This window comes from Pseudomonas sp. GW823-FHT06E10, from assembly GCF_058794995.1.
Window position 1 is genome coordinate 108511 of sequence record NZ_JBXAHJ010000002.1, and the last position, 25091, is coordinate 133601.

25 protein-coding genes are annotated in these 25091 nt (G+C 59.1%); 18 read left to right on the forward strand and 7 right to left on the reverse strand.

From position 1 onward, the window contains the following. The first annotated feature begins 194 nt into the window (after nt 1–194). From AC1Q6Y_RS03535 to AC1Q6Y_RS03555, 5 genes are all read left to right on the forward strand, one after another. Nucleotides 195–458 carry a DUF2790 domain-containing protein gene (locus AC1Q6Y_RS03535; RefSeq protein WP_057713604.1) on the forward strand — a complete coding sequence of 88 codons (264 nt, stop codon included), beginning with the start codon at nt 195–197 and terminating at the stop codon, nt 456–458. Nucleotides 459–647: 189 nt separating this feature from the next. After that, entirely contained in the window at nt 648–1001 is a 354-nt protein-coding gene (locus AC1Q6Y_RS03540; protein ID WP_154947570.1) for a hypothetical protein, read from the forward strand. A 527-nt stretch (nt 1002–1528) separates the two neighbouring features. Further along, nucleotides 1529–2776, forward strand: coding sequence for a ribonucleotide-diphosphate reductase subunit beta (locus AC1Q6Y_RS03545; RefSeq protein WP_007978181.1), 1248 nt, complete (start codon nt 1529–1531; stop codon nt 2774–2776). A 358-nt stretch (nt 2777–3134) separates the two neighbouring features. Then, complete coding sequence (locus AC1Q6Y_RS03550; protein WP_492587661.1) at nt 3135–3716, forward strand: BRO-N domain-containing protein; 582 nt, start codon at nt 3135–3137, stop codon at nt 3714–3716. Nucleotides 3717–3832: 116 nt separating this feature from the next. Continuing rightward, nucleotides 3833–4546: an HNH endonuclease gene (locus AC1Q6Y_RS03555; RefSeq protein ID WP_492587523.1), complete on the forward strand. Its 714-nt coding sequence runs from the start codon at nt 3833–3835 to the stop codon at nt 4544–4546. Between the two features lie 168 nt (nt 4547–4714). Here AC1Q6Y_RS03555 and AC1Q6Y_RS03560 read toward each other — a convergent pair whose 3' ends face one another. Beyond that, nucleotides 4715–8218, reverse strand: coding sequence for an alkaline phosphatase family protein (locus AC1Q6Y_RS03560; protein ID WP_492587524.1), 3504 nt, complete (start codon nt 8216–8218; stop codon nt 4715–4717). A 44-nt stretch (nt 8219–8262) separates the two neighbouring features. Beyond that, on the reverse strand, nt 8263–10053 hold the full coding sequence (locus AC1Q6Y_RS03565) for a SulP family inorganic anion transporter (protein WP_492624042.1): 1791 nt from the start codon (nt 10051–10053) through the stop codon (nt 8263–8265). Between the two features lie 118 nt (nt 10054–10171). Here AC1Q6Y_RS03565 and AC1Q6Y_RS03570 point away from each other — a divergent pair, with 118 nt between their 5' ends. The 4 genes from AC1Q6Y_RS03570 (at nt 10172) to AC1Q6Y_RS03585 (ending at nt 12297) form a co-directional block, all read left to right on the forward strand. After that, complete coding sequence (locus tag AC1Q6Y_RS03570; RefSeq protein WP_492587526.1) at nt 10172–11137, forward strand: hypothetical protein; 966 nt, start codon at nt 10172–10174, stop codon at nt 11135–11137. 120 nt (nt 11138–11257) lie between these two features. After that, complete coding sequence (locus AC1Q6Y_RS03575; RefSeq protein WP_007998876.1) at nt 11258–11575, forward strand: helix-turn-helix domain-containing protein; 318 nt, start codon at nt 11258–11260, stop codon at nt 11573–11575. 46 nt (nt 11576–11621) lie between these two features. Then, complete coding sequence (locus AC1Q6Y_RS03580) at nt 11622–11984, forward strand: type II toxin-antitoxin system RelE/ParE family toxin (protein WP_102670295.1); 363 nt, start codon at nt 11622–11624, stop codon at nt 11982–11984. Then, entirely contained in the window at nt 11977–12297 is a 321-nt protein-coding gene (locus tag AC1Q6Y_RS03585) for a helix-turn-helix domain-containing protein (RefSeq protein WP_102670296.1), read from the forward strand. Before AC1Q6Y_RS03580 ends, AC1Q6Y_RS03585 begins: the two co-directional genes overlap by 8 nt. A 23-nt stretch (nt 12298–12320) precedes the next feature. Here AC1Q6Y_RS03585 and AC1Q6Y_RS03590 read toward each other — a convergent pair whose 3' ends face one another. Continuing rightward, nucleotides 12321–13379: an MBL fold metallo-hydrolase gene (locus tag AC1Q6Y_RS03590; RefSeq protein WP_154860386.1), complete on the reverse strand. Its 1059-nt coding sequence runs from the start codon at nt 13377–13379 to the stop codon at nt 12321–12323. 215 nt (nt 13380–13594) lie between these two features. Here AC1Q6Y_RS03590 and AC1Q6Y_RS03595 point away from each other — a divergent pair, with 215 nt between their 5' ends. Next, nucleotides 13595–14206 (forward strand): TetR/AcrR family transcriptional regulator, encoded by a 612-nt coding sequence (locus AC1Q6Y_RS03595; protein ID WP_057713592.1) that lies wholly within the window; start codon nt 13595–13597, stop codon nt 14204–14206. A 119-nt stretch (nt 14207–14325) separates the two neighbouring features. Here the strand turns inward: AC1Q6Y_RS03595 and AC1Q6Y_RS03600 are convergent, their stop codons facing one another. Next, complete coding sequence (locus AC1Q6Y_RS03600; protein ID WP_492587527.1) at nt 14326–15267, reverse strand: LysR family transcriptional regulator; 942 nt, start codon at nt 15265–15267, stop codon at nt 14326–14328. A gap of 15 nt (nt 15268–15282) precedes the next feature. Between AC1Q6Y_RS03600 and AC1Q6Y_RS03605 the strand changes: the two genes are divergently transcribed. Together AC1Q6Y_RS03605 and AC1Q6Y_RS03610 are read left to right on the forward strand one after the other, a co-directional pair. Next, nucleotides 15283–15990, forward strand: a complete 708-nt coding sequence (locus AC1Q6Y_RS03605) for a CTP synthase C-terminal region-related (seleno)protein (protein ID WP_492624043.1) — start codon at nt 15283–15285, stop codon at nt 15988–15990. After that, nucleotides 15987–16310, forward strand: coding sequence for an antibiotic biosynthesis monooxygenase family protein (locus tag AC1Q6Y_RS03610; RefSeq protein WP_218494324.1), 324 nt, complete (start codon nt 15987–15989; stop codon nt 16308–16310). Before AC1Q6Y_RS03605 ends, AC1Q6Y_RS03610 begins: the two co-directional genes overlap by 4 nt. Nucleotides 16311–16455: 145 nt before the next feature. Here AC1Q6Y_RS03610 and AC1Q6Y_RS03615 read toward each other — a convergent pair whose 3' ends face one another. Next, nucleotides 16456–16782, reverse strand: a complete 327-nt coding sequence (locus AC1Q6Y_RS03615) for a DUF2025 family protein (RefSeq protein WP_057713589.1) — start codon at nt 16780–16782, stop codon at nt 16456–16458. A 211-nt stretch (nt 16783–16993) separates the two neighbouring features. Between AC1Q6Y_RS03615 and AC1Q6Y_RS03620 the strand changes: the two genes are divergently transcribed. Both AC1Q6Y_RS03620 and AC1Q6Y_RS03625 read left to right on the forward strand, forming a co-directional pair. Further along, nucleotides 16994–18118 carry a glycerophosphodiester phosphodiesterase gene (locus AC1Q6Y_RS03620; protein WP_492587530.1) on the forward strand — a complete coding sequence of 375 codons (1125 nt, stop codon included), beginning with the start codon at nt 16994–16996 and terminating at the stop codon, nt 18116–18118. Nucleotides 18119–18326: 208 nt separating this feature from the next. Then, nucleotides 18327–18632, forward strand: a complete 306-nt coding sequence (locus tag AC1Q6Y_RS03625) for a PepSY domain-containing protein (RefSeq protein WP_492624044.1) — start codon at nt 18327–18329, stop codon at nt 18630–18632. A gap of 60 nt (nt 18633–18692) precedes the next feature. On the opposite strand, the gene AC1Q6Y_RS03630 is transcribed toward AC1Q6Y_RS03625, so the two are convergent. Continuing rightward, a complete protein-coding gene (locus tag AC1Q6Y_RS03630; protein ID WP_492624045.1) occupies nt 18693–20318 on the reverse strand; it encodes a methyl-accepting chemotaxis protein in 1626 nt (541 codons plus the stop codon). A 271-nt stretch (nt 20319–20589) separates the two neighbouring features. On the opposite strand from AC1Q6Y_RS03630, the gene AC1Q6Y_RS03635 reads away from it, so the two are divergent. From AC1Q6Y_RS03635 to AC1Q6Y_RS03645, 3 genes are all read left to right on the forward strand, one after another. Then, the gene (locus AC1Q6Y_RS03635; protein ID WP_090457368.1) at nt 20590–21612 is read left to right on the forward strand and encodes a transporter; all 1023 of its coding nucleotides are present in this window, start codon (nt 20590–20592) and stop codon (nt 21610–21612) included. Between the two features lie 351 nt (nt 21613–21963). After that, nucleotides 21964–22830, forward strand: coding sequence for a hypothetical protein (locus tag AC1Q6Y_RS03640; RefSeq protein ID WP_090457369.1), 867 nt, complete (start codon nt 21964–21966; stop codon nt 22828–22830). Then, nucleotides 22827–23549 carry a TylF/MycF/NovP-related O-methyltransferase gene (locus tag AC1Q6Y_RS03645; RefSeq protein ID WP_056725897.1) on the forward strand — a complete coding sequence of 241 codons (723 nt, stop codon included), beginning with the start codon at nt 22827–22829 and terminating at the stop codon, nt 23547–23549. Before AC1Q6Y_RS03640 ends, AC1Q6Y_RS03645 begins: the two co-directional genes overlap by 4 nt. Nucleotides 23550–23673: 124 nt before the next feature. Here the strand turns inward: AC1Q6Y_RS03645 and AC1Q6Y_RS03650 are convergent, their stop codons facing one another. Beyond that, nucleotides 23674–24108, reverse strand: coding sequence for a multidrug/biocide efflux PACE transporter (locus AC1Q6Y_RS03650; RefSeq protein ID WP_057713583.1), 435 nt, complete (start codon nt 24106–24108; stop codon nt 23674–23676). A gap of 90 nt (nt 24109–24198) precedes the next feature. Here AC1Q6Y_RS03650 and AC1Q6Y_RS03655 point away from each other — a divergent pair, with 90 nt between their 5' ends. Continuing rightward, on the forward strand, nt 24199–25053 hold the full coding sequence (locus AC1Q6Y_RS03655) for a LysR family transcriptional regulator (protein WP_492624046.1): 855 nt from the start codon (nt 24199–24201) through the stop codon (nt 25051–25053). Nucleotides 25054–25091: the final 38 nt, after the last annotated feature.

Here is a 25091-nt window from a genome sequence, read left to right on the forward strand (position 1 = left end):
AAAAGTGTTTATCAAAACCACGCCTATATGGACGAAGCGTCGACGCCTAAAATCAGCCACGCCAACAAGGCAACCTGATTAACCAAGTTGCAGCCCCCACGAAGGCAGTTAATCAAACCCCTGATACCGAAGCTCCACACGCAATCCCAAAAAGATTGCGTGCCCCCTTTCGACCTCTAAAAGGTAAATTTCAAATGAAAGCTTTATTGGTTCTGGCCCTCAGCAGTCTGTGCGCAACCGCCATGGCAAACGAGGTCCCGACTGATGTCGCGCAGCAACAACCAGCAATAGAGGAATACACCTACTCCACCCACCTGGACATCGCCAAAGTGATCTCCATGAGCGAAGCCCCGAACGTGTGTGAAGTTGTGCCGATGAAAATGGAATACGAAGACTCCCACGGCCAACGACATATCCTGCGCTACAGCATGATGGGCAATGGCTGCTCCAACGGCTGATCCCCTGCTTCACCCCTCCCCCAAAAGGTTCGACCCACCCGCCGCGATCAGGCAGATGAAGCGCCGAACCTTAACGATCGATTAATTCGATTATTTTAAGCATTTATTTGCGCTTTTTAATCGAAATAGCAGACGTAGAATCAACTGCAACCCAAGACAAACAACACCCACGAATCTGGAGCAACAACCATGAAAACCCAACTGATCCTCGCCCTGACCCTCTCCGTCCTGGCAGCCAACACCTTCGCCGCCGATGGTTACGACCGCACCGGCTCGGCTGCTTACACCACTGAAGCCGCTGTCGCTTCCGACGGTTCTGACCACACTGGCGCCGCCCGTCTCGCCGCCGATGGTGCCGATCACGTCGGGGCAGGCAAACTCGCCTCCGACGGCTCTGACCACACCGGCGCAGCCCGCCTCGCCGCCGATGGCGCCGATCACGTCGGGGCAGGCAAACTGGCTTCCGATGGCTCCGACCACACCGGCGCAGCCCGTCTAGCCGCCGATGGTGCCGATCACGTCGGTGCCGCTCGCCTGAGCTGATCCGCCAGCGTGACTTCACAGCCCGACTTCGGTCGGGCTTAGTTGTGTCTGGAGCCTGAGAAAACCCCACCGAAACACAAGATGTAGTGAAAAAAGCCTTTTTTGGTCATTTCTTGAACAAAAATAATCAGAGGCAAAAAATTAAGAAAAAAAATCTTCCCCCGCCAACATCGTTCAAAGCCCTGTAAACCCTCACTCCGACCGAAAAACGGCCCCCGTCGACCGTTCCGTGAGCCATTTCGCCGCACCACAGCACGCAAAACTTCCCTATAATGCGGCCTTAAACGGGCCTGCAATATTCCCTTACAGGGACGAAAAGCCAGTCTGAAGCCCCGCACAAGCGATCAACGCTTGCTGCGCCCATCAGTGGCTCTCGGAACCCCGTACAAAATTCTGTTTGATGCCTGCGTATAGCTGCCGCAAAAAACGATTCCTTTAGATCCAACGCGGCCAGTAAGGCCGTGTGAAAAACCGACCTATCCAATTTCACACGGGCACACTGGCCCTCACGCAGGAGACGACACGTCATGCTGAGCTGGGACGAATTCGACAAAGAAGACACGGAAGTAGCAGTCAAGAGCGCCAACGCTGGCCACGCCACCGAAGCCAACATGGACCGTCTCGACAGCGCCGGCGGTGCCGCCGCCCTGGAAGCCCGTGCCGTGACCGCCGCTGACTCCGCCGCCGTTGCCCGCGCCAAAGCTGCCCTGGACTCCCTCGACGTCGCCGAAGGCCTCGCCGAACTCGAAGGCGCCTCCGCCCGTGTCGCCGTTGACGAAAAGCGCATGATCAACTGCCGCGCCGACCTCAACCAACTCGTACCCTTCAAGTACGACTGGGCCTGGCAGAAATACCTGGACGGCTGCGCAAACCACTGGATGCCGCAAGAAGTCAACATGACCGCCGACATCGCCCTCTGGAAAAACCCGGAAGGCCTGACCGACGACGAGCGCCGCATCGTAATGCGCAACCTCGGCTTCTTCTCCACCGCCGACTCCCTGGTTGCCAACAACCTGGTCCTGGCCGTGTACCGCCTGATCACCAACCCGGAATGCCGCCAATACATCCTGCGCCAGGCCTTCGAAGAGGCGATCCACACCCACGCCTACCAGTACTGCATCGAATCGCTGGCCATGGATGAAGGCGAAATCTTCAACATGTACCACGAGATCCCATCGGTCGCGAAAAAAGCCACCTGGGGCCTGAAATACACCCGCTCGATCTCCGATCCGAAGTTCGAAACCGGCACCGTCGAAACCGACAAAGAACTGCTGCGCAACCTGATCGCCTACTACTGCGTTCTGGAAGGCATCTTCTTCTACTGCGGCTTCACCCAGATCCTCTCCATGGGCCGCCGCAACAAAATGACCGGCGTCGCCGAGCAGTTCCAGTACATCCTGCGCGACGAATCCATGCACCTGAACTTCGGCATCGACGTGATCAACCAGATCAAAATCGAAAACCCGCATTTGTGGGATGCCGAGATGAAGGAAGAAGCCTCGCAGATGATCCTGCAAGGTACTCAGCTGGAGATTGAATACGCACGTGACACCATGCCTCGTGGGGTGTTGGGCATGAACGCGGCGATGATGGAGGACTACCTCAAGTTCATCGCTAACCGTCGCCTGTCGCAGATCGGTTTGAAGGAAGAGTACCCAGGGACCACTAACCCGTTCCCTTGGATGAGCGAGATCATGGACTTGAAGAAAGAGAAGAACTTCTTTGAGACTCGGGTTATTGAGTATCAGACTGGTGGTGCACTTAGCTGGGATTGATTCCCAAGCTAGCCGCGATTTGACGACTTGAATCGACAAATCGAACATCTGAAAGCCCCGATCTGATCGGGGCTTTTTGTTGGCTAGGAAAACACTTACGCGTCATCTCAGCAGTAGCTAAACCTCCTACAGAAATTCCAGCACCGTCTGTATTGAGGGCCACTCCAAGCAGCTCTAAGCTCTATTGCAGGTGCCTAAGAAACGCCCAACGTAGAAGCTAATTTCGCCACACAGACCGCATGCTGTTATCAGCTATAAATGCGTAATCCTGTGTCTGAAAGGGATAGCTTGTTGGGATTTCTTAGATCCTCTACGTCGGGTTCGGCCCTCATCAACTTCATACGTAGGGGTAATGGAAATGCCAGTCGACACGCACAACCGCTCTGCGGCACCTCAAAGATCAGTCATATCTGATCCGTACATTTCGACAATTTTCACTCGCCACAACCTCCCTCTACACGCCCTTCTCCTTGAAAATCAACCATGGTTTTGCGCCCGTGATATCGGCCGCTTGATGGGTTTCCATCTAAGTGAGCGCATGGTCAACAAGCTAGACAAGGACCAGCACCGAACATTGTGGATTGAATATTACCGGCAACCGGAAAAGCAGTTGATGCTCAGTGAATCCGGCGTATATGCACTGTTGGTGTATCACTACGCGCCTGGAAATCGGTTGCTGCGTGAGTGGATCACCCATCAAGTGGTGCCAGCCTTACGTGATGCGGAGCAGTCGGACAATTCGGATCGACCGATGCTGAGTTTGTTGGATTGGCCGGAGATGTCGCTGAGCTTGCTGCACTGGCAGGATGAAGGTTGGATTCGGTTGCGGGACATGCCTTACCTATTGTTCGATCACTCACAACATCGGACGCCGGTGATTAAGCCTTGGTGGCGGAAGGTGGTGCAGGTGTTTCAGTTGTCGAAGCAATCGGTGGGTTAAGTGACGTGCTTGTAGGATCGCTTGCGAGATTCGTCTCCGTTTTGTGTAGGAATTTTCGTAGACAGTTGTAGTGGCCACTCCGTATCGTCCGAGGGTATTTCACCCTCGGCGATTGTATGGATACGAAAAAGAACAGCAGCGATTGGAGTGACACAGAGATTCAGGCTGCGGTCGATGCCTATCTCAGCATGCTTTCTCGCGAGCAGAACGGTCAGGCGATTAACAAGACGCATGAAAATCGCGTCCTGCGCGAGGGTGCTTTAGCCGGTCGGACCAAAGGTTCGGTTGAGTTTCGAATGCAGAACATTTCTACGGTTATGGTCGAACTGGGTCGAGAACCTATCAAGGGATACAAGCCTGCCAAGAATGTCGGTGCCAATGTTACGAAGAGCATTCGTAAAGCACTCAATGCTCCAGGTCCTATAACTCCCGAGGACTTCGCCCCGACAGCCGACGAGGCCACACTGGAGCAGCGAGCTGCAAAGCTTGAGCGACAACCGATTAAAGCCGAGCCGAAGGGGATTGAGAAACCAGAGCAAACTCAGTCCAGCGGAAAGTCGTATGTTCGCGATCCGGAAGTGAGAGCGTGGGTTCGCCAACAGGCTGAAGGTAAATGCGAAGGCTGTGGCAACCCTGCTCCGTTTGAAAAGTCAGGCAGTCCGTTTCTTGAGGTTCACCACGTTAAGCATTTGGCACAGGAAGGTTCAGACCGTCCGAGCAATGCTGTAGCGCTGTGCCCGAACTGCCATCGGCGTTGTCACCATTCGAGTGATCGGGAGAAGTTCACTGCTTTGCTTTATACAAAGGTGAAACGGCTGAAGCCGGAATAACCGAGCGGAACATTAGCCTGTGGCTGACTTGCTTGCTGTGCTGATTTTGCGAATCGCGAGCAAGCTCGCTCCCACAGGGGATCTGGGGCAGGCTTTAGAGTTTCGATGCTAAAAGGGGCGCTGGATTTTCCAGCGGCCCTTTTCTTCACCCGCAATACAGCTAAAACCTCACCTCCCCAACCCACTAATCCGCCACGGACAAACCGCCGCCCTAACCCCACTAGGCCCAACAATCTCCGGCGTCTGCCCCAACGACCTCGCACTCAACACACTCCCCACCCGTTCAATCAACTGATCAAACCCCAACGTCGCATCCTCCTGATGCAACTTGCGCAGTTGTTCAACCAACGCATAGGTGAAAGCGCCATAGCTGTTCGACCCCACCTCATACTCATTGGCCTTTTCGTTCTCCCGCGCAGCGTAGAGCATCAGGGGCATGTAGGGCCCGTGGTGGCCGTAGAGTTTGGTTTGGCGCAGCAGTTGGGCTTTTTTTTCGGGACGCAGGCCGGTGGCGGCGCCTTGGGTGGTGCGGGTGCGGGTGAGGCCGCGGGTTTTGTTGTCTTGTTCGCTGAAGTCGCGGCGGTCGGCGTCGGTGGCGTAGACGCGGCGGTCCCAGTCGCCGGCGTAGGGGTCCCAGCGCAGCATGCGGTGGCGGATGTCGCTGGGTGGGGTGATGCCGCGCACGCGGCCGTTGCCGCGGGTCATGCCGCCGGCGTAGCAGCAGTCGAACATGACGGTGAGTTTGGCGCCGTGGCCGTCCGGGTCGAATGGCAGGTGGCTGTAGAACTGGCGGAACAGTTTGTCGGTGAAGTGGGTGCTTTCGTCGTCCCAGTCGAAGTCGTGGAGTACCAGGGTTTCGTCCATGCAGTCGGCTTCGCCGCTGCTGCTGTAGACCGGCAGTTGAGTGCCGTGGCCGGAGTAGAACAGTACGCGCTCGTCGCCGGCACGGGCGCCTTCCACCAGCCATTCGAGGCGTTCGACGAAGTTGGCCCGGGTCGCTCGGGCGTCGTGCAGCAATCGGATGTCGCCGGCATCGTAGCCGCTTTCCTGAAGCATGCGGCTGATCAGGTAGGTGTCGTTGATGCAGCCCTCGAGGCGTGCGCTCGGGTCGAGGTAATCGTTGATGCCGACCACCAGGGCGCGACGTTTGCGTTGACCGCTGCGGGCCAGGAATGCCGGCACTTCCAGCGCTCGCGCCGCCACCACATCGCGGGCGAGTTGCGGCCACAGGCCGGTCTGGCTGGTGGGTGAGGACAAGTAGGCCTGGGCGGCGTGATTGAGGTCGAGCAGGTCATCACGCAGCTGCACGCTGAATTCGGTTTGCAGGTCGACTCGCGCTGAATCCGGCGAGGTGATCGGTCGGGCCAGCAAGCCGTCGTTGGGGTTGTGGAGGTGGAACCAGCGGCGGATACCTCGACCGTTTTCACTCAACCGCAGCACCCGCCCGCCCCACACTTCGCGCATCACCAGCGGCAGTGCAATCGGTGAGCCGAAGCTGACGAACACTCGGCCATCGATGCGCTTGAGTGCCGTACCTTTTTTTGCCACCGAGCGGCGTAGGGCGTCATAGCCGATCAAGCTGCCCAGCCCTTGAGCGAAGATGATCTGCGGATTGAATGCCTCGATCTTCGCCAACAGATGTTGAGTCAACGCCGTGCGCAACTCGGCGTCTTCGATCCATTGCACGATGGCGCCGACGGTGGTGCGCAACATCTCATTGACCGGCAGGCCCCAACTGCCGAAGTTCTCGTCGGCCTTGCCCCTGGCGTCGGCGCTCAGCATCGCCAGGCCTCGGGTGATCTGGGCGAAGTCCGGTCCCTCCTTGAGTTGCTCGTCGAAGGACAGGAAGTCGATGTCCTGGTCATCGATGGGGCGACCGTTCTGCGCCAGTTGAGTACGGATCAATGTGCGCCATTGGTCCTGCCAGTTCGCATCGATGCCGCCCTGCCCTTGGCCGGCTGGCGTGAAACCGACACCAGGCAGGCACAGGACGCGCAGCCGCGTTGGCGCGACTTCCACTCCCGGTTCTGCCAAGGCTTTGCTGGCAGGCACTGCAACGGGGCGAACGGCTAGCCCTTGGGCGGTGACCATCAAATCCTGCAAGCGCCGCAGTTTCGCCTCCAGGCTGTCCGCACTGGGCGCGGCAGGCGTGAGCGCGGCCTGAGCCGGATCAGCCAGGGCGCGGCTGCGGTTGCCGAGAAAACCGCTGACCCATTGGGCGCTGCTCTTCCAGATCTGCTCTGGATCGAGGCCGTCGAGGTAACCGGTGGCGCTGTCCACCACCTGCCGACTCTGGGTCGCCAGCTCCGACTCGATCAATGGCAACCCGACGCGACTGGGCACCACAGTGGCCGCCAATTTTGGCGCAGCCGTTACACCCGGTGCAGCGCGCCAGATAGGTGCGTTGCCGAAGTGCTGCGCCGCGACCACCCGCGGGCCGAGGGCACTGCGCGGCAATTTGAAGTGATCGCAAAGAAACGCCAGCAGGCTGGTGTGATCGTAATGCTGGGCCTGGACGTTGCCCGTCCAGGGAATCAAGCCTGGCTTGAGCCACGGCGAAGCCAGAATCGCCGGCACCCGAACGCCGAGGCGGGTGAATGGATTTTTCCACGGGACATCGACCGTTGAACCGGTCGCCACGCAAGTCGGCGGTACCACGTGGTCATGGAAGCCGCCATGTTCGTCGTACAGCAGCACGAACAGGGTTTTGTTCCAGACAGCGGTGTTGGCCGACAAGGCGTTGAACACTTCACCGACAAACTGATCGCCGAAGCGCAAATCTTCGGGTGGATGATGCGACACATTGGGCCCGAGTTTTCCGTTGAGCAGGCCATAGCTCGGCTCGATCCAGGACAGTTCGGGGAGCCTGTTACCGGCGACGTCCGACTTGAAGTCGTCGATGCTCAGGTGCTGCAAACCACCCTTGACCAGCGCCGCCAGCGGGATCGCGCCATCGGAATAAATGCGCGCATCGTGGCCGTTGTTGCGCAGCAGCGAAAAAATACTCTCACCGCCGAACTGTGCGATCAGGCTTTTGATGCCGGCCAGCACCGTGCCCGTGGAGGGCATCAGCAGGTGACCATTGCAACTGCCGAGCATGGCAAAAAAACGGTTCGGCCAGGTGGGGCCCGGCACCGAGGAAAACCAGCGGTCGCATACGGTGAAGTTACGCGCCAATCCGTGGATGGCCGGCAGCGTATCCTTCGCTGGCGTGGCGCCGAACGGGATGTAGTTCATCGCCCGTTGGGCCATGGATTGCGACCAGGTTTTGTACACCTTCAGGTCGCTGCGGGCCTTGTCGTAGGCGTCCTGGGCAAAACCGGCGAGCGTAGGGTTGGCCGGGCTGGTCTTGAAGGAGACACCGAGTTGCTTCTCCACGTTAACGAACTCGTGGCCAAGGTCGAAACCCTCGCTGTTGCCCGGCGGCAGCGCCGGAGGCAGAGGGGGCGGCGGTGCCCACAGGCTGTAGTTTTCCGGGAACTCCGACGCTTGAGTGATCACCGTCGAATTACCGTTGGCCAGCTTCAACGGGTTGGTGCTGGGCGCCTTGCGGTTGATACCGTCACACGCGGCATTGATGCTTGTGTAATCCCCCAGCAAATGGTCGAACGAACGGTTTTCCATCATCAGCACGACGACGTGCTCAATCCCTGCGGGCCAGTTGTTCGGCATGGTTCGCTCCTTGATGTGAAGTCTCTATTTCAATCTCGCGGGTTTCACGGCAATCCGTTCCCTTCATCTTCCCGCTCCCTGTAATCCACCCGATAATTCGCCACATAACTATCCACAGCCGTCCCAATCGTAGGAAAAAACGCCGTCTCCCCCAACCGTGCAAACAACCCGAACCGCTTCAGCTTGTCCTTCACCGGATCCTTCATCTCGGCAATACACAACTCAATACCCGCCGCATGCAAGGTGTCGTCCAGTTCGGCCAGCATGTCGGCAGACGTCACATCGACACTGGTGACGGGCTCTGCGGCGACCACCAGCCAGCGCACGGGCGTGGGCGATGCCGCTACGGCGTCCAGCACTCGGTCGCTGAACAGTTCGGCGTTGGCGAAAAACAAGGGTGCATCCCAGCGAAACAGGACCAGGCCGGGGATCAGGCGTGCGTCGGGGTAGCGTTTGATGTCGTGGTAGCCCTTGACCCCATCGGCGCGGCCCAATACCGCGGAGTACGGGCGCCAGCCGTCCCAGAGGAATTCTATGACGGCAATCACGATGGCCAGGCCGATGCCCTCGATCGCGCCGAACACGGCCACGCCGACGGTGCAGACGATCGACAGCCAGCATTCCCAGCGCTGGATGCGATAGATCCGGCGCAGGTCGGTGATTTCGATCAGGCCGATGGCCGAGGCGATCACGACTGCCGCCAGGGCGCTGGACGGTAGATGTTGCAGCAGGTCCGGTGCCACCACCAGCAGCAAGGCAACCGCCAGTGCGCCGACGACGCCGGTCATTTGGGTTTTGGCTCCGGCGGCCTCGGCCACGGGGGTCCGTGACGAGCTGCTGCTGATCGGGAAGCCTTGGAAAAAACCGGCCGCCAGGTTGGCGATGCCGAGGCCCACCATTTCCTGGTTCGGGTTGACATAGGTTCGGGTCCGCGCCGCATAGACGCGGGAGAGCACGCTGGTGTCGGCGAACGAGACGAGTGCGACGGCGCAACCGCCGATCAACACCGGGACGATGTCGGCGCTGGTGATCCAGGGGATGGCAAAACCGGGCAAGCCCTGGGGGAGCGAACCGAGAACCGACACTCCGGCGCGTGTCGCAAAGTCGAGTACGCCCACGGCGACTGTCGCGCCAACCACGGCGATCAGGATGCCCGGTAGTCGCGGCCACCTTTTTAGTAGCAGGATCACCGCCAGGGTGAGCCCGCCCACCGTGAAGGTGGTCCAGTTGACCTTCCCCTCCATCACCGCTGAGGCGATGGCCCCTATGTTGTTCAATGGGCCGTCGGACTCAATCGTAAAACCGAACAGCTTGGGCAACTGGCTGATCAAAACGGTCAGTGCGATGCCGTTCATGTAGCCGTAGCGGATCGGTTTGGACAGCAGCTCGGTGATGAAACCCAGGCGCGCGATCCCGGCCAGGATACACACCGCTCCCGAGACGATCGCCATCATGCCCGCCAGGGCGACGGCTCGCTGCGGGTCGCCGCCGGAGAGTGGAATGATGACGGCAAGGATGACGGCCACCAGGGAGGAATCCGGCCCCATCACCAGAATTCGGCTGGGGCCGAACAAGGCATAGAACAGCAGCGGAACGATGGTCGCGTAGAGGCCATATATGCCTGGCACGCCTGAAGCGACCGCATAGGCGATACCGACCGGCACCAGCATCGTGGTCAGCACCAGGCCGGCCACGATGTCGTAACGCAACCATGCCGGTTGGTATTCGCGCAGCATGCTCAGCCCCGGTACCCAACGGCGCCAGCCGGTCTGTTCATCCCGGCGGGCTATCCGGCCTGGCTCCGGGAGAGGGGGCGAAGCATCTGAATGGCTCATGAACCGCCCTCTTTGATGGACTGTGCAGGCTCGGCGATATCGAAGTGATCTGAGTGTAGCTATTGCTTCGAATGCGCCATCACTGGAAGCTGTTCACCTAAAGGATTTGGAACCCGACATGAAATTCGACCTCGCCTATTGCCTCGGCCTCAACGACAAGTTGTCGATCTACGACGTTCGGGATCTGAATTTCGACGAGACGATGGATTTCGACTCCGCCAAGGAACACTTCCAGTGCCCCAACGATGCCTGTCGTTTGGCGTTCGATGCGACCAATGAGCTGGGCACGTTCAACGCGAAGAATGTGAATTACGTGCGCACGCCGCACTTCAAGAACTTGCCGAGTACGCGGCATGTCGAGGGCTGCCCTTATGTCAGCTTGAGGACGCCAGCGTCGGGTGTGGATGAGACGGAAACGGATGACAGCCGCGAGGAAAATTTCCCGTCGGAATTGTTACTGACTCGGCGTGAATACGTGCGTAAGCCGTCCAGCCCGAAGGTCGCGGCGGACGGGGTGCGGGATGAGTCGCTGACGCCTTCGGTGGCAAGCAATGTCGAGCAACCGAGCAGGGAATCAGCACCGGACAAGACCAGCGTCTTCGCCCATCCGGTGGAGTGTTTTGTGTCGAACTTCGACGACAAGGATTTGCTCAAGCGCGTGCCGCTGAAGATTGGCGAGCACACCGCGCCCTACGGGTCGTTTTTCAAGAAAATCGAATACCTGCAGGACAACAAGGGGCTGATTTACTGGGGCAAGGTCAAGGAGATCAAGGACTATACCCAGAGCTTTCGCATCGATTTCGAGAAGAAGGTCTGGTTCGAGAAAAAGCCTTACTCGGTCAATGTCTACCTGAGCAAAAAGCTGATCGACAGCTATCGCAAGCGCAAAGCGTTCCTGGAGGAGATCAAGCACGCCATCGAGAGCGGGCGGGAGTTGTATTGCTTCTTTTATGGCGTAACGCCCGAACTGAAGCAGGTGCCGAGCAAGAAAAACCCCGAGCAGACGTTCGGGGTGTTCAGCGCCAACATCGAGAATCTGGATCACTTTATCGTGCGGGAAGCGCCGGGGTTGGCGGGCAAGTAAGCGCAGCACCGTTCGTCTGTCTGAAAAGACAAATCAAAAAATGCGTTTGATCCGGGCTCAAAACAACTGTACAAAAACACAGTATATTTTGAACCAACACTCTCGAGCCCGGAGAACACCATGGCCTCTCAAGCGATGAAAATCACCCTGGAACGTATCGCCCTCTTCCAATTCACCCCGGCCCACTGCGCCCAGGCCCGAGCGATGCTGGGCTGGAGTGTGGAAGAGCTGTCGCGGGAATCCCGGGTCTCGGTGGATGCCATTCAACGCTTCGAGGCACGCCAGGAGGTGCTGGATGTCACGCGCCTGGCGCTGGCCTATCGGTTCGAATCGGAGGGGTTGGTGTTCTTCCCGGGATTTGCGCCGGGTCGAGGGATGAACGTCAAAGGCTCTACGCCGAATCCGGTTGGGCGGGCGGATTTTGCGATGGTGGAGTGAGCCAACTTATCGATTGACGATTATTCCCATTTAGGTATATTTTCACATGAGTACAAGGAAGCCACTCCTGTGGGTTAGCAGCAGTAAAAAAGACCTCAAGCAGATGCCTGCAGATGTACAGGACGTTTTTGGCCACGCTCTTGATCTGGCCCAAAGCAACAAGAAGCACCCAGATGCAAAACCACTGAAAGGCTTTGGTGGTGCCGGAGTCCTTGAGTTGATTGAGGACTTCGATACGAACACCTATCGCGCCGTTTATACCGTTCGTTTTGGTAATGCTGTTTATGTTCTGCACTGTTTTCAGAAAAAGTCGACCACGGGAATCAAAACCGCGCAGCACGACATCGATTTGATCAGGAAGAGACTTCAAGCGGCGCAGGAACACGCAAAAGGATCAGAACATGATTGAAATCGAAGAAGGCAGTGGCAACGTCTACGAAGACCTCGGGACACCGAACGCCAATGAAATGCGAGTCAAATCCCAATTGGCTGCAAAAATTGGCGAAATCATCAAGGCTCGTCATTTGACCCAGGTTCAGGCGTCTGAAATTTTAGGTCTGTCACAGCCCAAGCTATCTGAAATGTTGCGCGGTAAATTTCGTGGGATCAGTGAGGCCAAGATGATGGAGTGCTTGTTACTTCTCGGGCGTGATGTGCAAATCGTGGTCAAGTCGGCCCCGCGCTCACGCAAAGAGGGCCGAATTGAAGTGGTTTTTAGCTGAGGTCTACAACTCAACCAATCACTCTACGCGTTATGAGCCACCACCCGATCACTCTCCCCTTCCACCGCCAACCACCACGCCCTACCGCGCTGCGGATGCATCAGGTTGAACGCCTCGCCCATCTGCGGCGTGGTGATCGATACGTTGCGTTCCCAGGCCAGGGCCAGGATACGGTCGAAGGGTTCGTACCAGGCGTGCATCGACAGGTCGAACGTACCGTTGTGGATTGGCAGTAGCCAGCGGCCCTTGAGGTCGAGGTGGGCTTGCAGGGTTTGTTCGGGTTGCATGTGCACGTGTGGCCAGTCGACGTTGTAGGCACCGGTTTCCATCAGGGTCAGGTCGAATGGACCGTACTGTTCGCCGATGCGTTTGAAGCCGTCGAAGTAGCCGCTGTCGCCGCTGAAGAAGAGGCGCGTGTCGCCGTCGATCATCACCCACGAGGCCCAGAGGGTGCTGTTGCTGTCGAACAGGCCACGGCCGGAAAAGTGCTGCGACGGGGTAGCGATGAACTGGATGCCATCGACTTCCGTGCCTTGCCACCAATCCAGCTGGCGGACTTTGCTCGCGTCGATGCCCCACTTGATCAGGGTGTCGCCTACGCCCAGCGGGGTAAGGAAGTGTTTGGTCTTGTCCGCGAGCTTGAGCACGGCCTGATGATCCAGGTGATCGTAGTGGTCGTGGGACAGGATCACCGCTTCGATCGGTGGCAATTCTTCCAGGCTGATCGGTGGCTGGTGGAAACGCTTGGGGCCAGCCCATTGTACGGGCGAGGCACGCTCGGCGAAGACCGGGTCGGTGATCCAGAATTTGTCGCGCAGCTTGAGCAACACCGTGGAGTGGCCCAGTCGATAGACGCTGTGGTTGGGCGCTGCGATCAGCGCGGCTTGAGTCAGGGCTTGCACCGGGACGGGCGCGCTCGGGCGGGTGTTTTGCGGTTTGTGGAACAGCACGTTCCAAAGGACGCCCATGGTTTTGCCAAAGCTTAAACGTTGAACCGGCGTGAAGTTTTGGTACTGCCCTTGAGCCTGTCGGGACGCTTCAGGTGTGGAGGCGTTGTCCGCCGGGGAGTTTGAATTGGCCATGACTGAATGACTCCAGAAAAACCGCGCATGACGCGACTTTCCGTTTTGGGACGATAAATGGCCAAAGCACGCACGCATCAGCCGGACTTTCTATTTTTGCTGGGCAGGATTAACAAAACATTACACTGCACAGTGTAGTTTCTAGGTTGCATCAAAGTCGATGACAAGTAAACTGCTGAGTGTAATTCCTCCCTTCTTCCTGCCGAAGCGTACTTATGACAGCTCCACAGCGCCTCACCGACCGAAAACGCCAAGCGATCATTCATGCCGCGATCAACGAATTCCGTGACAACGGTTTCGAGATCACCAGCATGGACAAGATTGCTGCCACTGCCGGTGTGTCGAAGCGCACGGTGTACAACCACTTTCCCAGCAAGGAAGAGTTGTTCGCCGAGATCCTCAATCAATTATGGACCCGGGTGACGGCCGAACAGGAAACGGCCTACCGTCCCGACCTACCGTTGCGTGAGCAATTGCGCGGATTGCTGATGGCCAAGCTGCAAATGTTGGGCGATGACAATTTTCTCGACCTGGCGCGGGTGGCGATAGCGGCGACGATTCATTCCCCGGAGCGGGCGCAGGATATGGTGGCGCGAATGGGCGAGCGCGAAGAAGGGCTGACGGTCTGGATTCGTGCCGCTCAGGCCGATGGTCGGTTGAAAGCTATTGCCCCTGATTTTGCCGCACAACAGGTGCAGGGGCTGCTCAAGTCGTTTGCCTTCTGGCCGCAGATTTCCATGGGCAAACCAGGCTTGTCACCCGAAGAACAACACCAGGTGGCAGACTCCGCGCTGGACATGTTTCTGGCCTGCTATCAGTTGCAATAAATGACAAGTTCGACGGCGGCGTCGAAGGATCGATGGCTCTGATTTGAATGACGCGATGTGTTTCAGAATGAAACCGGCACTGAGGCTTTAGTGAGCTTCAGCCAGGAACCTGAACGGTTTCACGGCAGTTTCAGCGCTCGCCCCAACTCATCGAACAAGGTGACCACCGAGCGCAAAGCGCGGCAGTCGGGACGGGTCAGCAGCCACAGCGCGGTGTCGTATCCGTGCAGGGGTTCGCTCAGCGGCTGTAATCCGTCGCCGATCAAAAAATCCGGCAACGCCGCTACACCCAGACCGGCCCTGACCAGCTCGGTCACCGACAGCATGCTGTTGCAGCGATAGCCCGGCGTTACGCCCGGCAAGGCTTGGCGACGCCAGGTAACGGTCGGGTGATCAGGCAGGAAGTCATCCGGGGCTATCCAGGTCAATGAGGCCAGGTCAGGGGTATTGACCGATTGCAGGTATCGCTCGCTGGCACACACGCGATAGGAAATGTCCGCCAGCCGCCTTCCCACCAGATGCTCCGGTGGCGTGCGGGTCAGGCGCAGGGCGATATCGGCATCCCGACGGCTGAGGTTGGCAAAATCATTGGACGTGCTCAGTTCAAGGGTCAGCGCCGGATAGTTCGGCATGAACTGCGCCAGCGCCGGCAACAGCAAACCTTGCAGGACCGAATCGGTACAGGTCAGGCGCACGATGCCGCTGATCACTTCTCCGCCCTGCTCCACACCAATGCGTGCCGCCTCCAGAGCCTGTTCAGCGCGCTCGGCCTGTTCAGCCAGGGACTGCGCCAGGGTGGTGGGCAGGTACCCGGCGCGGCTTTTTTCGAACAGTTGCTGACCCAGTGCACCCTCCAGCCGGCGCACCGCTCGAAACACCGTCGAAACATCCACCTTCAACAGTTGCGCTGCCCGGGCCAGAGAGCCGCCACGTACCAGCGCGAGGATCAGGGCCAGGTCCGGGTAGTCCAATCGATAGTGCGTCACTGCATTGATCACTTGGGAAAACGCCAATATTGAGTGCGTGAGCGCCAATCTATAGTGGGCACCAGCAATCAACAAGTGCAGAGGCCCCACATGGAAACCCGCCCGATTCGCATCGCCCTGATCGGCGACTACGACCCGCAAGTCACCGCCCACCAGGCCATTCCCGTCGCCCTCGAAATGGCCGCTGAACACAGTGGCCCGAACGTGCAATGGCAATGGCTGACCACCGATGAAATCCACGTCGAGACACCGCTGCACACATTCGACGGGTTCTGGTGTGTGCCGGCCAGCCCTTACCGGAGCATGGACGGTGCATTGCTGGCGATTCGCTTTGCCCGCGAACAACGGCGACCTTTCCTCGGCACCTGCGGTGGTTTTCAACACGCGGTGCTGGAATATGCGCGAAACGTGCTGGGCTGGTCAGATGCCGAACACGGCGAGACAAATCCCGATGCCGCGCGGGCGCTGCTGACGCCACTGTCGTGTGCGCTGGTGGAAGCGGTCGATACGATTGATTTGCTTGAGGGTTCGTTGCTCGCCAAGGCGTACGAAAACACCGAGATTCGTGAAGGCTATCGCTGTCGTTTTGGTGTGAATCCGCAGTTCGAAGGGGAGTTGCTCAAGCGCGAACTACATGCCGTCGGCCACGATTCGGAACACGGACTGCGGGCGGTCGAACTCAGCGGTCATCCGTTCTTTGTCGCGACCTTGTTCCAACCCGAGCGGGCGGCGCTCAAGGGCGTATTGCCGCCGTTGGTTGGCGCCTTTGTCGAAGCCTGTGCGAGGCGCTCGTCATGATCGCCGATACACCAGCTGCGCCTTATTACGCGGTGATCTTCACTTCACTGCGCACCGAGGGTGACCAGGGTTACGCCGAAGCGGCCGCACGGATGCTGGAACTGGCCCGCGAACAGCCGGGGTTTCTCGGCGTGGAGTCGGCGCGGGGCGAGGATGGGTTGGGAATAACCGTGTCGTACTGGGCCAGTGAAGCGGCCATTCTGGCGTGGAAGCATCATCCGGAGCACAGTGCGATTCGCGAGCGTGGGCGCTCGACCTGGTATGCGCGGTGTCATACGCGGGTGTGCCGGGTTGAGCGGGCTTACGGATTCAATCAGTGACTGATTTAGAGTTCTTCAGGCCGCCATCGCGAGCAAGCTCGCTCCCACAGTAGATCTTTGTCGCGCACAAATGTTGTGACCGACCGGGATCAAAATGTGGGAGCGAGCTTGCTCGCGATGGGGCCCGTCAATTCACCGCAAAAACTCACCCCTGAACCAGACTGCGAACCGCCGAAATCTCCGGCACTTCCCGCCGGTTCATGTACACCCGCAACGGCTCGGTGATGTTGATCCGGTCATCGATGTTCTGGTCCAGCAGCAACTGGATCAATTCACGCTTGAGCGTCATGACCTGCCCGGGGCCCGCGGCCCAGACGAATTCGCTGACAGGGATGATGCCGTCGTCCGCCACGTCCATGCCAAACGAGTCTTCGCTGAAGCGCACAATGTAGTGCCCGGTCTTGCGGTTGAGGCCGACGAAGCCTTTGAGTTGGTCGGCAGCCTGGCAGATGAGCTGGGAAGTGATGCGCATGGTAAACCCCGCAATGGTGATCGTTGGTTTGCACGCAGGGCCTGCGTTTCCCTCTGCCGGGGAAATTGCAGGGCCTCAGCGTACTGCAAACGGGCGCACAAAAGCGCTGACGAAAATCAGCTTTCGACAGGTTTGTGTCGGTCTGGTGATAGCGTCTGCAACGATGAGTTGTTAAAAGGGACCGCTCACTTATTGCGAAAGGATCTCGACCATGCCCGCAACCTTTACTAAAAGCGCCCTGTTACTGAGCCTGTTGCTCGCCCTCGGCCACGCACAGGCCGCCAGCGAACCCGGTCCCGCGGCACTGGCGACCCGCTTGGACATTCCGCGTCCAGCGGTGATCGCCCACCGCGGCGCATCGTTCGATGCGCCGGAATCCACCGCCGCCGCCTACAAGACTGCCCGCGACCTGGGCGCCGACTACCTGGAACTGGATCTGCAGCGCAGCAAGGATGGCGTGCTGTTTGCCCTGCACGACAACAATCTGCAACGCACCACCGACGTCGCCAGCAAATTCCCCGAGCGCAAGGACAGCCCCGCCAATGCGTTCACCATGGCCGAACTGAAAACCCTGGACGCGGGCAGCTGGTTCAATGCCGCGTACCCGGATCGCGCACGTCCCGCCTTCGCGGGCCTGAAGATTCTGACCTTTGATGAAATCATCGACATCGCCGAGGGCAACAGCCTGCACAAGCCCGGCCTGTACATCGAGACCAAGGAGCCCAAGCAGTTCCCCGGCATCGAACGCGACCTCAAGGAAAAACTTCAGGACCGGGGCTGGCTGAGCCCGACCGCTTCGAAACTGGCAAAAAACGAGCTGGCGGTCGGCCAAGGCAAAGGCAAGGTGGTCCTGCAGACTTTCGAGAAGAGCAGCCTCGAACTGCTGCAAAAAGAGATGCCGAAGGTGCCGAAGATCCTGCTGCTGTGGGTCGGAGAAGGCAGTATCGAGCCCAAGTCCAAGGTGACATTTGCCGAGTCCGGCGAAAAGGACAAAGCCGCTTACTACGCCAAACAGCAACCGAAGGACAAAGCCGAATTCCAGCACTGGGTCGACTACGCCAAGGCCCAGGGCGCCATCGGCACCGGCCCGTCCGCTGCACTGACCCAGGGTGGCGACCAGAGCTACTCGGATCTGGTGCAACCCTGGATGAACCAGTACACCCACGATCAGGGCCTGCTGGTGCACGTCTACACCATCGACGATGCGGTGGACTACCAGAAAGTCATGGACGCCGGTGTCGACGGCATTTTCACCAATCGCGCCAGTGAGTTGTTGAAGTTCTATAAACGCCCGGCGGCGAGTGTTGCGCAGGTGCTACAGAACAACGGGTATTGATGCGCTATTGCACAAAAACCTGTGGGAGCGAGCTTGCTCGCGATAGGGCCATCAGCTTCAACATCAACGTTGACTGACACTCCGCCTTCGCGGGCAAGCCACGCTCCCACAGGGATTGATGCAGGACATGTTGAGGGATTTAAGGGTGGATTAAGTTACACAGGCTAACCTGATCTCACTTAAACAGATCACCCAAGGAAAGAAGCCCATGAAGACCCTGACTGCTTTGTTTACCGCTGCAACCCTGACCCTCACCGCCGGCCTGGCCCAGGCCGATGTGCGAGTCGATCAAATCCCGCAACTGGTCAAGGAAGGCAAGATCAAGCCACTGGAAGACTTGAACAAGATCGCGCTGGATCTGCATCCGGGTGCAACGATTACCAAGACCGAACTGGACAACCACTTCAACGGTTACGAGTACGAAGTTGAACTGCGTGACGCCAAGAACGTCGAGTGGGATGTGGACATCGATGCCTCCAACGGCAAGGTCCTGGAAAACAAACAGGACACGTAATCCCCAAACAAACAAAAGCCGTACGATGGGAACATCGTGCGGCTTTTGCGTTTTCGGGATTCAAGCGCTCAGGCGCGCCGTCACCTCGTTCAACTGCCCCGACAAGCCGTGCAGATTGGTGCTGGCCGCTTCAGTGCGCTGCACGTTGTCCAGGTTGGTGCTGGCGATGCTGGTGATTTCGGTGAGGTTGCGCGAGATGTCTTCGGCCACCGAGGTCTGCTCTTCGGCGGCAGTGGCGATCTGGCGGTTCATGTCGCGGATGGCTTCCACGGCCAGGGTGATACGTTCGAGCATGGCGCCGGCCTCCGTCACTTGCTGCACGCTTTGTTCGCTGCGCGACTGACCGCTTTCAATCGCCTGGGCCGCTTCGATTGCACCGGTCTGCACGGTCTGGATGATCTGGTTGATCTCGATGATCGACGCCGCCGTGCGCTGGGCCAGGCTTCGCACTTCGTCGGCCACCACGGCGAATCCGCGTCCGGCCTCACCGGCGCGGGCCGCTTCGATGGCCGCGTTGAGTGCCAGCAGGTTGGTCTGTTCGGCGATCCCGCGAATCACCTCCAGAACCTTGCCGATGCGTCCGCTGTCGGTTTCCAGTTGGCGGATGACCGTGGCGGTGTTGGCGATTTCGCCGCGCATCTGGGTGATGGTGTGGATGGTGCCCTGCATGACTTTTTCACCCTGTTGGGCGGACTGGTCGGCATCGTCGGCGGCCCGCGCCGCTTCGGCGGCATGCCGGGCCACTTCCTGTGCGGTGGCGGACATTTCGTTCATCGCCGTGGCCACCTGATCGGTGCGGTTGAACTGCTCGTTGGTGCCGCCGGCCATCACGGTGGCGATCGAGTTCAACTCACCGCTGGCGCTGTCCAGGTCCGACGCGCTGCGCTGCAAACGGCTGAAGGTTTCGGCGAGGAAATCGCGCAGGGTGTTGGCGGCCATCGCCAGTTTGCCCAACTCGTCCTGACGGGTGCTGGCCACGCGCTCGGCAATACGCCCCTGGCTGAGTTGCGCCACGTATTCGATCAGTTTGCGGATCGGCTCGACCAGGTTGCGGTTGACCAGCCACAAGCTCAGCAGGCCGATCAGTACCCCCGAAACCAGCATCACGACCAGCCCCAGCAACACCGTGCGCTCGGCACTGGCGCTGATCAGTGTCGATTGCTCGGCGCCCTGCTTGCGCAACTCGCTGACCAGTTCACTCATCTGATCGCTGGTTGCGCGGTCCACACCCTTGACCGCCACGTCGCCCGCCGTCGGGTCACCACCGGCGGCCACGAACGCGTCCCGGCCCTTCTGATAGGCCGCGCCCAACTGGCGATGTTCGTCACGCAAGCGCTCGATGCGGCTCTTGAGTTGCGGCTCTATGCCCTTCTGCGCGGCCAGTTCGCCAAGGATGTTTTGCACATCGCGCTGACGCCCCTCGAATTGCCCCCAGTACTTGCTCAGGTCCGCCGGTTGCTTGCCGCGCAGCAGGACGTTTTTCCATTCCTGCACCTGCACCTTGAATTGCAGGTTGGCTTCATCGATCAATTGCGAGGTGTGCAGCGGGCCTTCGATCAGATTGGCGTAGTTCTGCACGCCGCTGGACAGGAAGTGAAAGCACGCCAGGGCGATCAACAGCATCGCCAGCAGGCTGCCGCTCAGCAGGGCGAGAATTTGTGCTCTCAGGGACTTTTGCAAAAGCATCGCAGGGTACTCATGACAGGAATGGGGCACGCCCGTTAAGGCGTGAAAAGTGTCCGGACATCCCTGTCTGCGGTCCCGGCCGAGGCCTGCGGCGCGCAACTTAACCCAAGCGTGATCGGCTAGCCAGAGCGGTTCTTGAGAAAATCCCGACCGCCGGTAGAACAATTTTTTGCGTTGTTTTCCTGTCACAAAAACGTCATTCCCGTTTGCGATGATGCCGCTCAAGTGAACCTGTAAAACACGTAACAGGCGCCTCCCCTTGCGAGTCCTCATGAACCACAGCATCGATCAAAGCCATCGCGACACGGATCTGTTCGGCCTGCTTTACGGTTTCAGTTTTCGCCCCGGTGAGGCCGGTCGGGAAATCAATTCCGCCGAGGCCTTGCAGTACCTGCAACAGCCGCAAAGCGATGAGCAATTTCTCTGGCTGCACCTGAACCTCGCCCACGCCGCGTGCGAGCGCTGGATGAAAAGCCATTTGGAGTTGCCCGAGGAATTTTTCGAAGCGCTGCACGAAGGCTCGCGTTCGACGCGCATCGAGCATGTCGACTCCGCACTGCTGGCAGTGGTCAACGATGTGGTGTTCAACCTCAGCAACATGGTCTCGTCGGATGTCTCGACCCTGTGGGTGTGCGCCCGCAGCCAATTGATCATCAGCGCCCGCCTGCAACCGCTGCACTCGGTGGACAAATTGCGCTCGTCGGTGAAGGCCCGGGAGTGCTTTCGCTCCCCGCTGGAGCTGCTGGTGCATTTGCTGCGCGACCAGGGTGAGGTGCTGACCCAGATCGTGCGCAAGACCAGTCAGAGCGTGGACCAGATCGAAGACCAATTGCTGTCCTCGCGGCTGTCGACCAACCGCGCTGAACTGGGCGCCAATCGGCGGGTACTGGTGCGATTGCAACGGCTGCTGGCGCTGGAGCCAGGCTCATTGCTGCGCCTGCTCAACCGGCCACCGCAATGGCTGCAAAAGGAAGACGTGAAGGAGCTGCGCAAATCCACCGAGGAGTTCGCGCTGATCATCAACGACCTCACGGCGCTGGGTGAACGGATCAAGCTGTTGCAGGAAGAGATCGCCGCCAACATCAACGAACAGACCAACCGCACGCTGTTCACCCTGACGGTAGTGACGGTGCTGGCGCTGCCGATCAACATCATCGCCGGTTTCTTCGGCATGAACGTCGGCGGCATTCCGCTGGCGGATGACCCGCAGGGTTTCTGGATCCTGGTGGCGCTGGTCGCGACCTTTACCGTGATCGCCGGGCGCTGGGCGTTTCGCAAGCAGCAGGATTATTGAGTCCCCGTCATCACCTGACACACTGATCAACTGTGGCGAGGGGGCTTACCCCCGCTGGGTGGCGCAGCCGCCCCAGCACTCGGTCATTCAAACCGCACTAGCAGGATTGAGGACTGCTCTGCAGCCGAACGGGGCGGTGTGGCGTTCCGACAGGCCCGCTCCCACAGGGTACAAGTTCGAAGCACATCATCCCGGCGGGTTTTCCCGTCGGGATTTTTTCGTCCAGCGGCACGGCATTTGCTCGCGAACTCAAGGGCTGCGCTTTATTGACGCACAACTCGTCCGGCAGCCCTTCAGTTTGCCAGCGTGGTGCCGACTCATAAGACACTCGATGTATTCAGGAGAGGAACCGTGAATCTGTACATCAATCAGCTGCAACAGAAAGCTGACTTTAAAGAAGCCATTTACGCGGGCGATATTTTCCTGAACACGCAGTTACGCGCCGCCAAAGAACTCTGTGCCTTTGCCCAGGAAAGCATCACGGCGGCCTTCGATGGCGAGACCAACCACCAGGCGCTGCACACACTGATGCCGGTGGAAGAGTTCGTGGTGCTGGTGACTCGGCTCAAGGGCCAGTTCACCAACAGCCTGCGTGCCAAGGAGCTGATCCGCAGCTTCACCGACGAAATCGGTGCCGCTCCCGAGGAGTTCATTTTCGACGTCCCGCGCATCCGTGTCGTACCCAACTACGACTACCTGCACGCTGGCGTCAGCTACGCCTACAAACCCCATCGCGATACCTGGTACGGCGGTGTCGACTGCCAGATCAATACCTGGATGCCGGTCTACACGATCCAGCCTGACCAGACCATGATGATCAACCCGGCCTACTTCGACGCCCCGGTGAAAAACACCTCGGCGCAGTGGAGCCTGTCCGACTGGATCGGCGTGCAACGCCAGCGCGCCAAGGACAACGTCAAGGAAGAGGCGCGCCAGCACCCGGTGCCCACCGAAGCGATCAATAGCGCCTCTGAACTGCGCATCGCCGGCAACACCGCCGAGATGCTGGTGTTCTCGGGTTCGCACCTGCACGGCACCGTTCCCAATTACACGCAACAAACCCGCTTCAGCGTGGACTTTCGCCTGATGCACCTCGACGACCTCAAGCACCAGCGCGGCGCGATTAACGTCGACAGCGCCTGCCCGGATGTTGGCGCCGGCTTCAAAGACTACTTCCACGTCCACGACTTTTCGAATTTCCGAGGAATCCCGCAATGACCAAGCGTCGCATCACGCCCGCCGAGGCCCAGTACAACGAAACCCGTACCAACGTCCTGAAACGGGTCGATGCCGAATACGTGGCCGACGCTCCGTTCGTCTTCGCCAACCGCATTGGCGTGACTGCCGCGTTGTCGCGCATGGAGCTGTTCAAGAAGGTCGCGGAAGTGCCGGGCGCCATCATTGAGTGCGGCGTGTACAAGGGCAACTCGTTGATGCTCTACATGCACTTGTCGATGATTCTCGAACCGTATGCGATCAACCGCTCGATCGTGGGTTTCGACACCTTCGAAGGCTTCCAGAGCATCGACAAGAAAGAAGACCCGGCCGACGTCAACGAAACCATGTTCGCCGACACCGACCAGTCGCTGATCCAGGACATGATCGACGCCAACGACCTGTTGCGCCCGGTCAATCGCATTCCGCGCTGCGAACTGGTCAAGGGCGACATCGTCAAGACCGTACCGGAGTGGGTCAAGACCCGTCCCGACCTGGTCGTGGCCATGCTGATCCTCGACACCGACCTGTACGAGTCGACCAAAGTCGCGCTGGAAACCTTCCTGCCGTACATGCCCAAAGGCGCGATCGTGGTGCTCGACGAAGTCGCCTACCGCAACTTCCCGGGCGAAACCAAGGCCCTGCGTGAAGTGCTCGACCTGAACAAGATCGAACTCAAGCGCCTGCCGTTCGATTCGTGCGTGGGTTACTTCCACGTCTGATCGGGTGCAAAACCTGTGGGAGCGAGCCTGCTCGCGAAAGCGGTCTGACATTCAGCAATGAAGTTGACTGACACACCGCCATCGCGAGCAAGCTTGCTCCCACAAAAACCGGTTCAAACACGACTCAGCAAACCTCACGAGTCACCAGCATCCGCTCCCGAACCACGTCATACACCCAGTGGTAGACGTAGGTGTACGGCAGGAAGAACAGCAACACACCGATATCCAGCAAGAACGCCTGCCACAGGCTGACATTCAGCCACCAGGCGATCAGCGGCACGCCGAGGGCGACCAGGCCGCCTTCGAACAACAGCGCATGCACCACACGGACCCAGGCGTTGTGTGCGATGGCGAGGCGCTTGAGCAGCCGATCGAACATACCGTTGAAGACCACGTTCCAGGCCAGGGCCAGGCCGGCGATGAGGATGGTGACCATGCCCATTTCCAGCATCGGTTTCTTCATGATCCAGGCCAGCAATGGGGTACAGATCAGGATGGCCAGCAGTTCGAAGCCGATGGCTTGAAAAATACGTTCAGTAATGGATTTGTTGGCGCTCATGGCCGAACTCCCTTGGGTGACTGTGGTTGCCATGATCCATCAGCACGCCGATACTTCATAACCAATAACCATCGATCAAGGCGATAGTTCATGGCCTCTCACGAAGTGTTGCTGGCGTTTGTCGAAGCCGCGACCCAAGGCTCGTTTTCCGCCGCGGCGCGCAAATTGGGCCGCAGTCAGTCGACCATCAGTGCGGCGGTGGCCAGCCTGGAAATCGACCTGAATGTGACGCTGTTCGACCGCAGCAGCCGCAAGCCCGGCTTGACCCCGGCCGGACACGTCATGCTGCAACGGGCCGAAGACATCCTGGCCGCCACCAGTCGCCTGGAAATAGCCGCCAGCCAACTGTCCCAAGGGGTGGAAGCGAAGCTGACGGTGGCGCTGTCCGATACCTATCAGTCGGACCGCTTCGAAGCCGCCCTCAGTGCCTTCGAGCAGCGTTACCCAGACCTGGAGCTCGAGTGTCTGATCGCCGAATGCGATGACCTGATGTCCCTGGTGCAAAGCGGCCGGGCGCAGATTGCCTTCGCCGAAATGCAGGACAGCTACCCGCCGGACCTGGTCAGTTCGACGGTGGACGAGCGCACGGAAATCGCCTTGTTCGTGTCCTCGACGCATCCTTTGGCGACGTTGGACCACATCGACCGGGACGTACTGCAGCAACACCGCGAACTGCGTCTGGCCACCATCATCAATCCCTATGAAAGCCGGGCGAAGGGCCGCGTCTGGTCGGCGCCGAGTTACCTGATGTTGCTGGAAATGGCCCAGGGCGGATTCGGCTGGGCGCCGTTGCCCCGCTGGCTGGTCGAGCGGTTCGGGCCCGGTACGTTGCAGGAACTGGTGGTGCGCGGCTGGCCGAAAACGGTGTCGGTGGATGCGTTGTGGTCGCGGCTGAATCCGCCGGGGCCGGCGGGGAGCTGGTTGCTGGGCAAGATGCTGGAGTGAAGGTCCTTCGGCCCTTATCGCGAGCAAGCTCGCTCCCA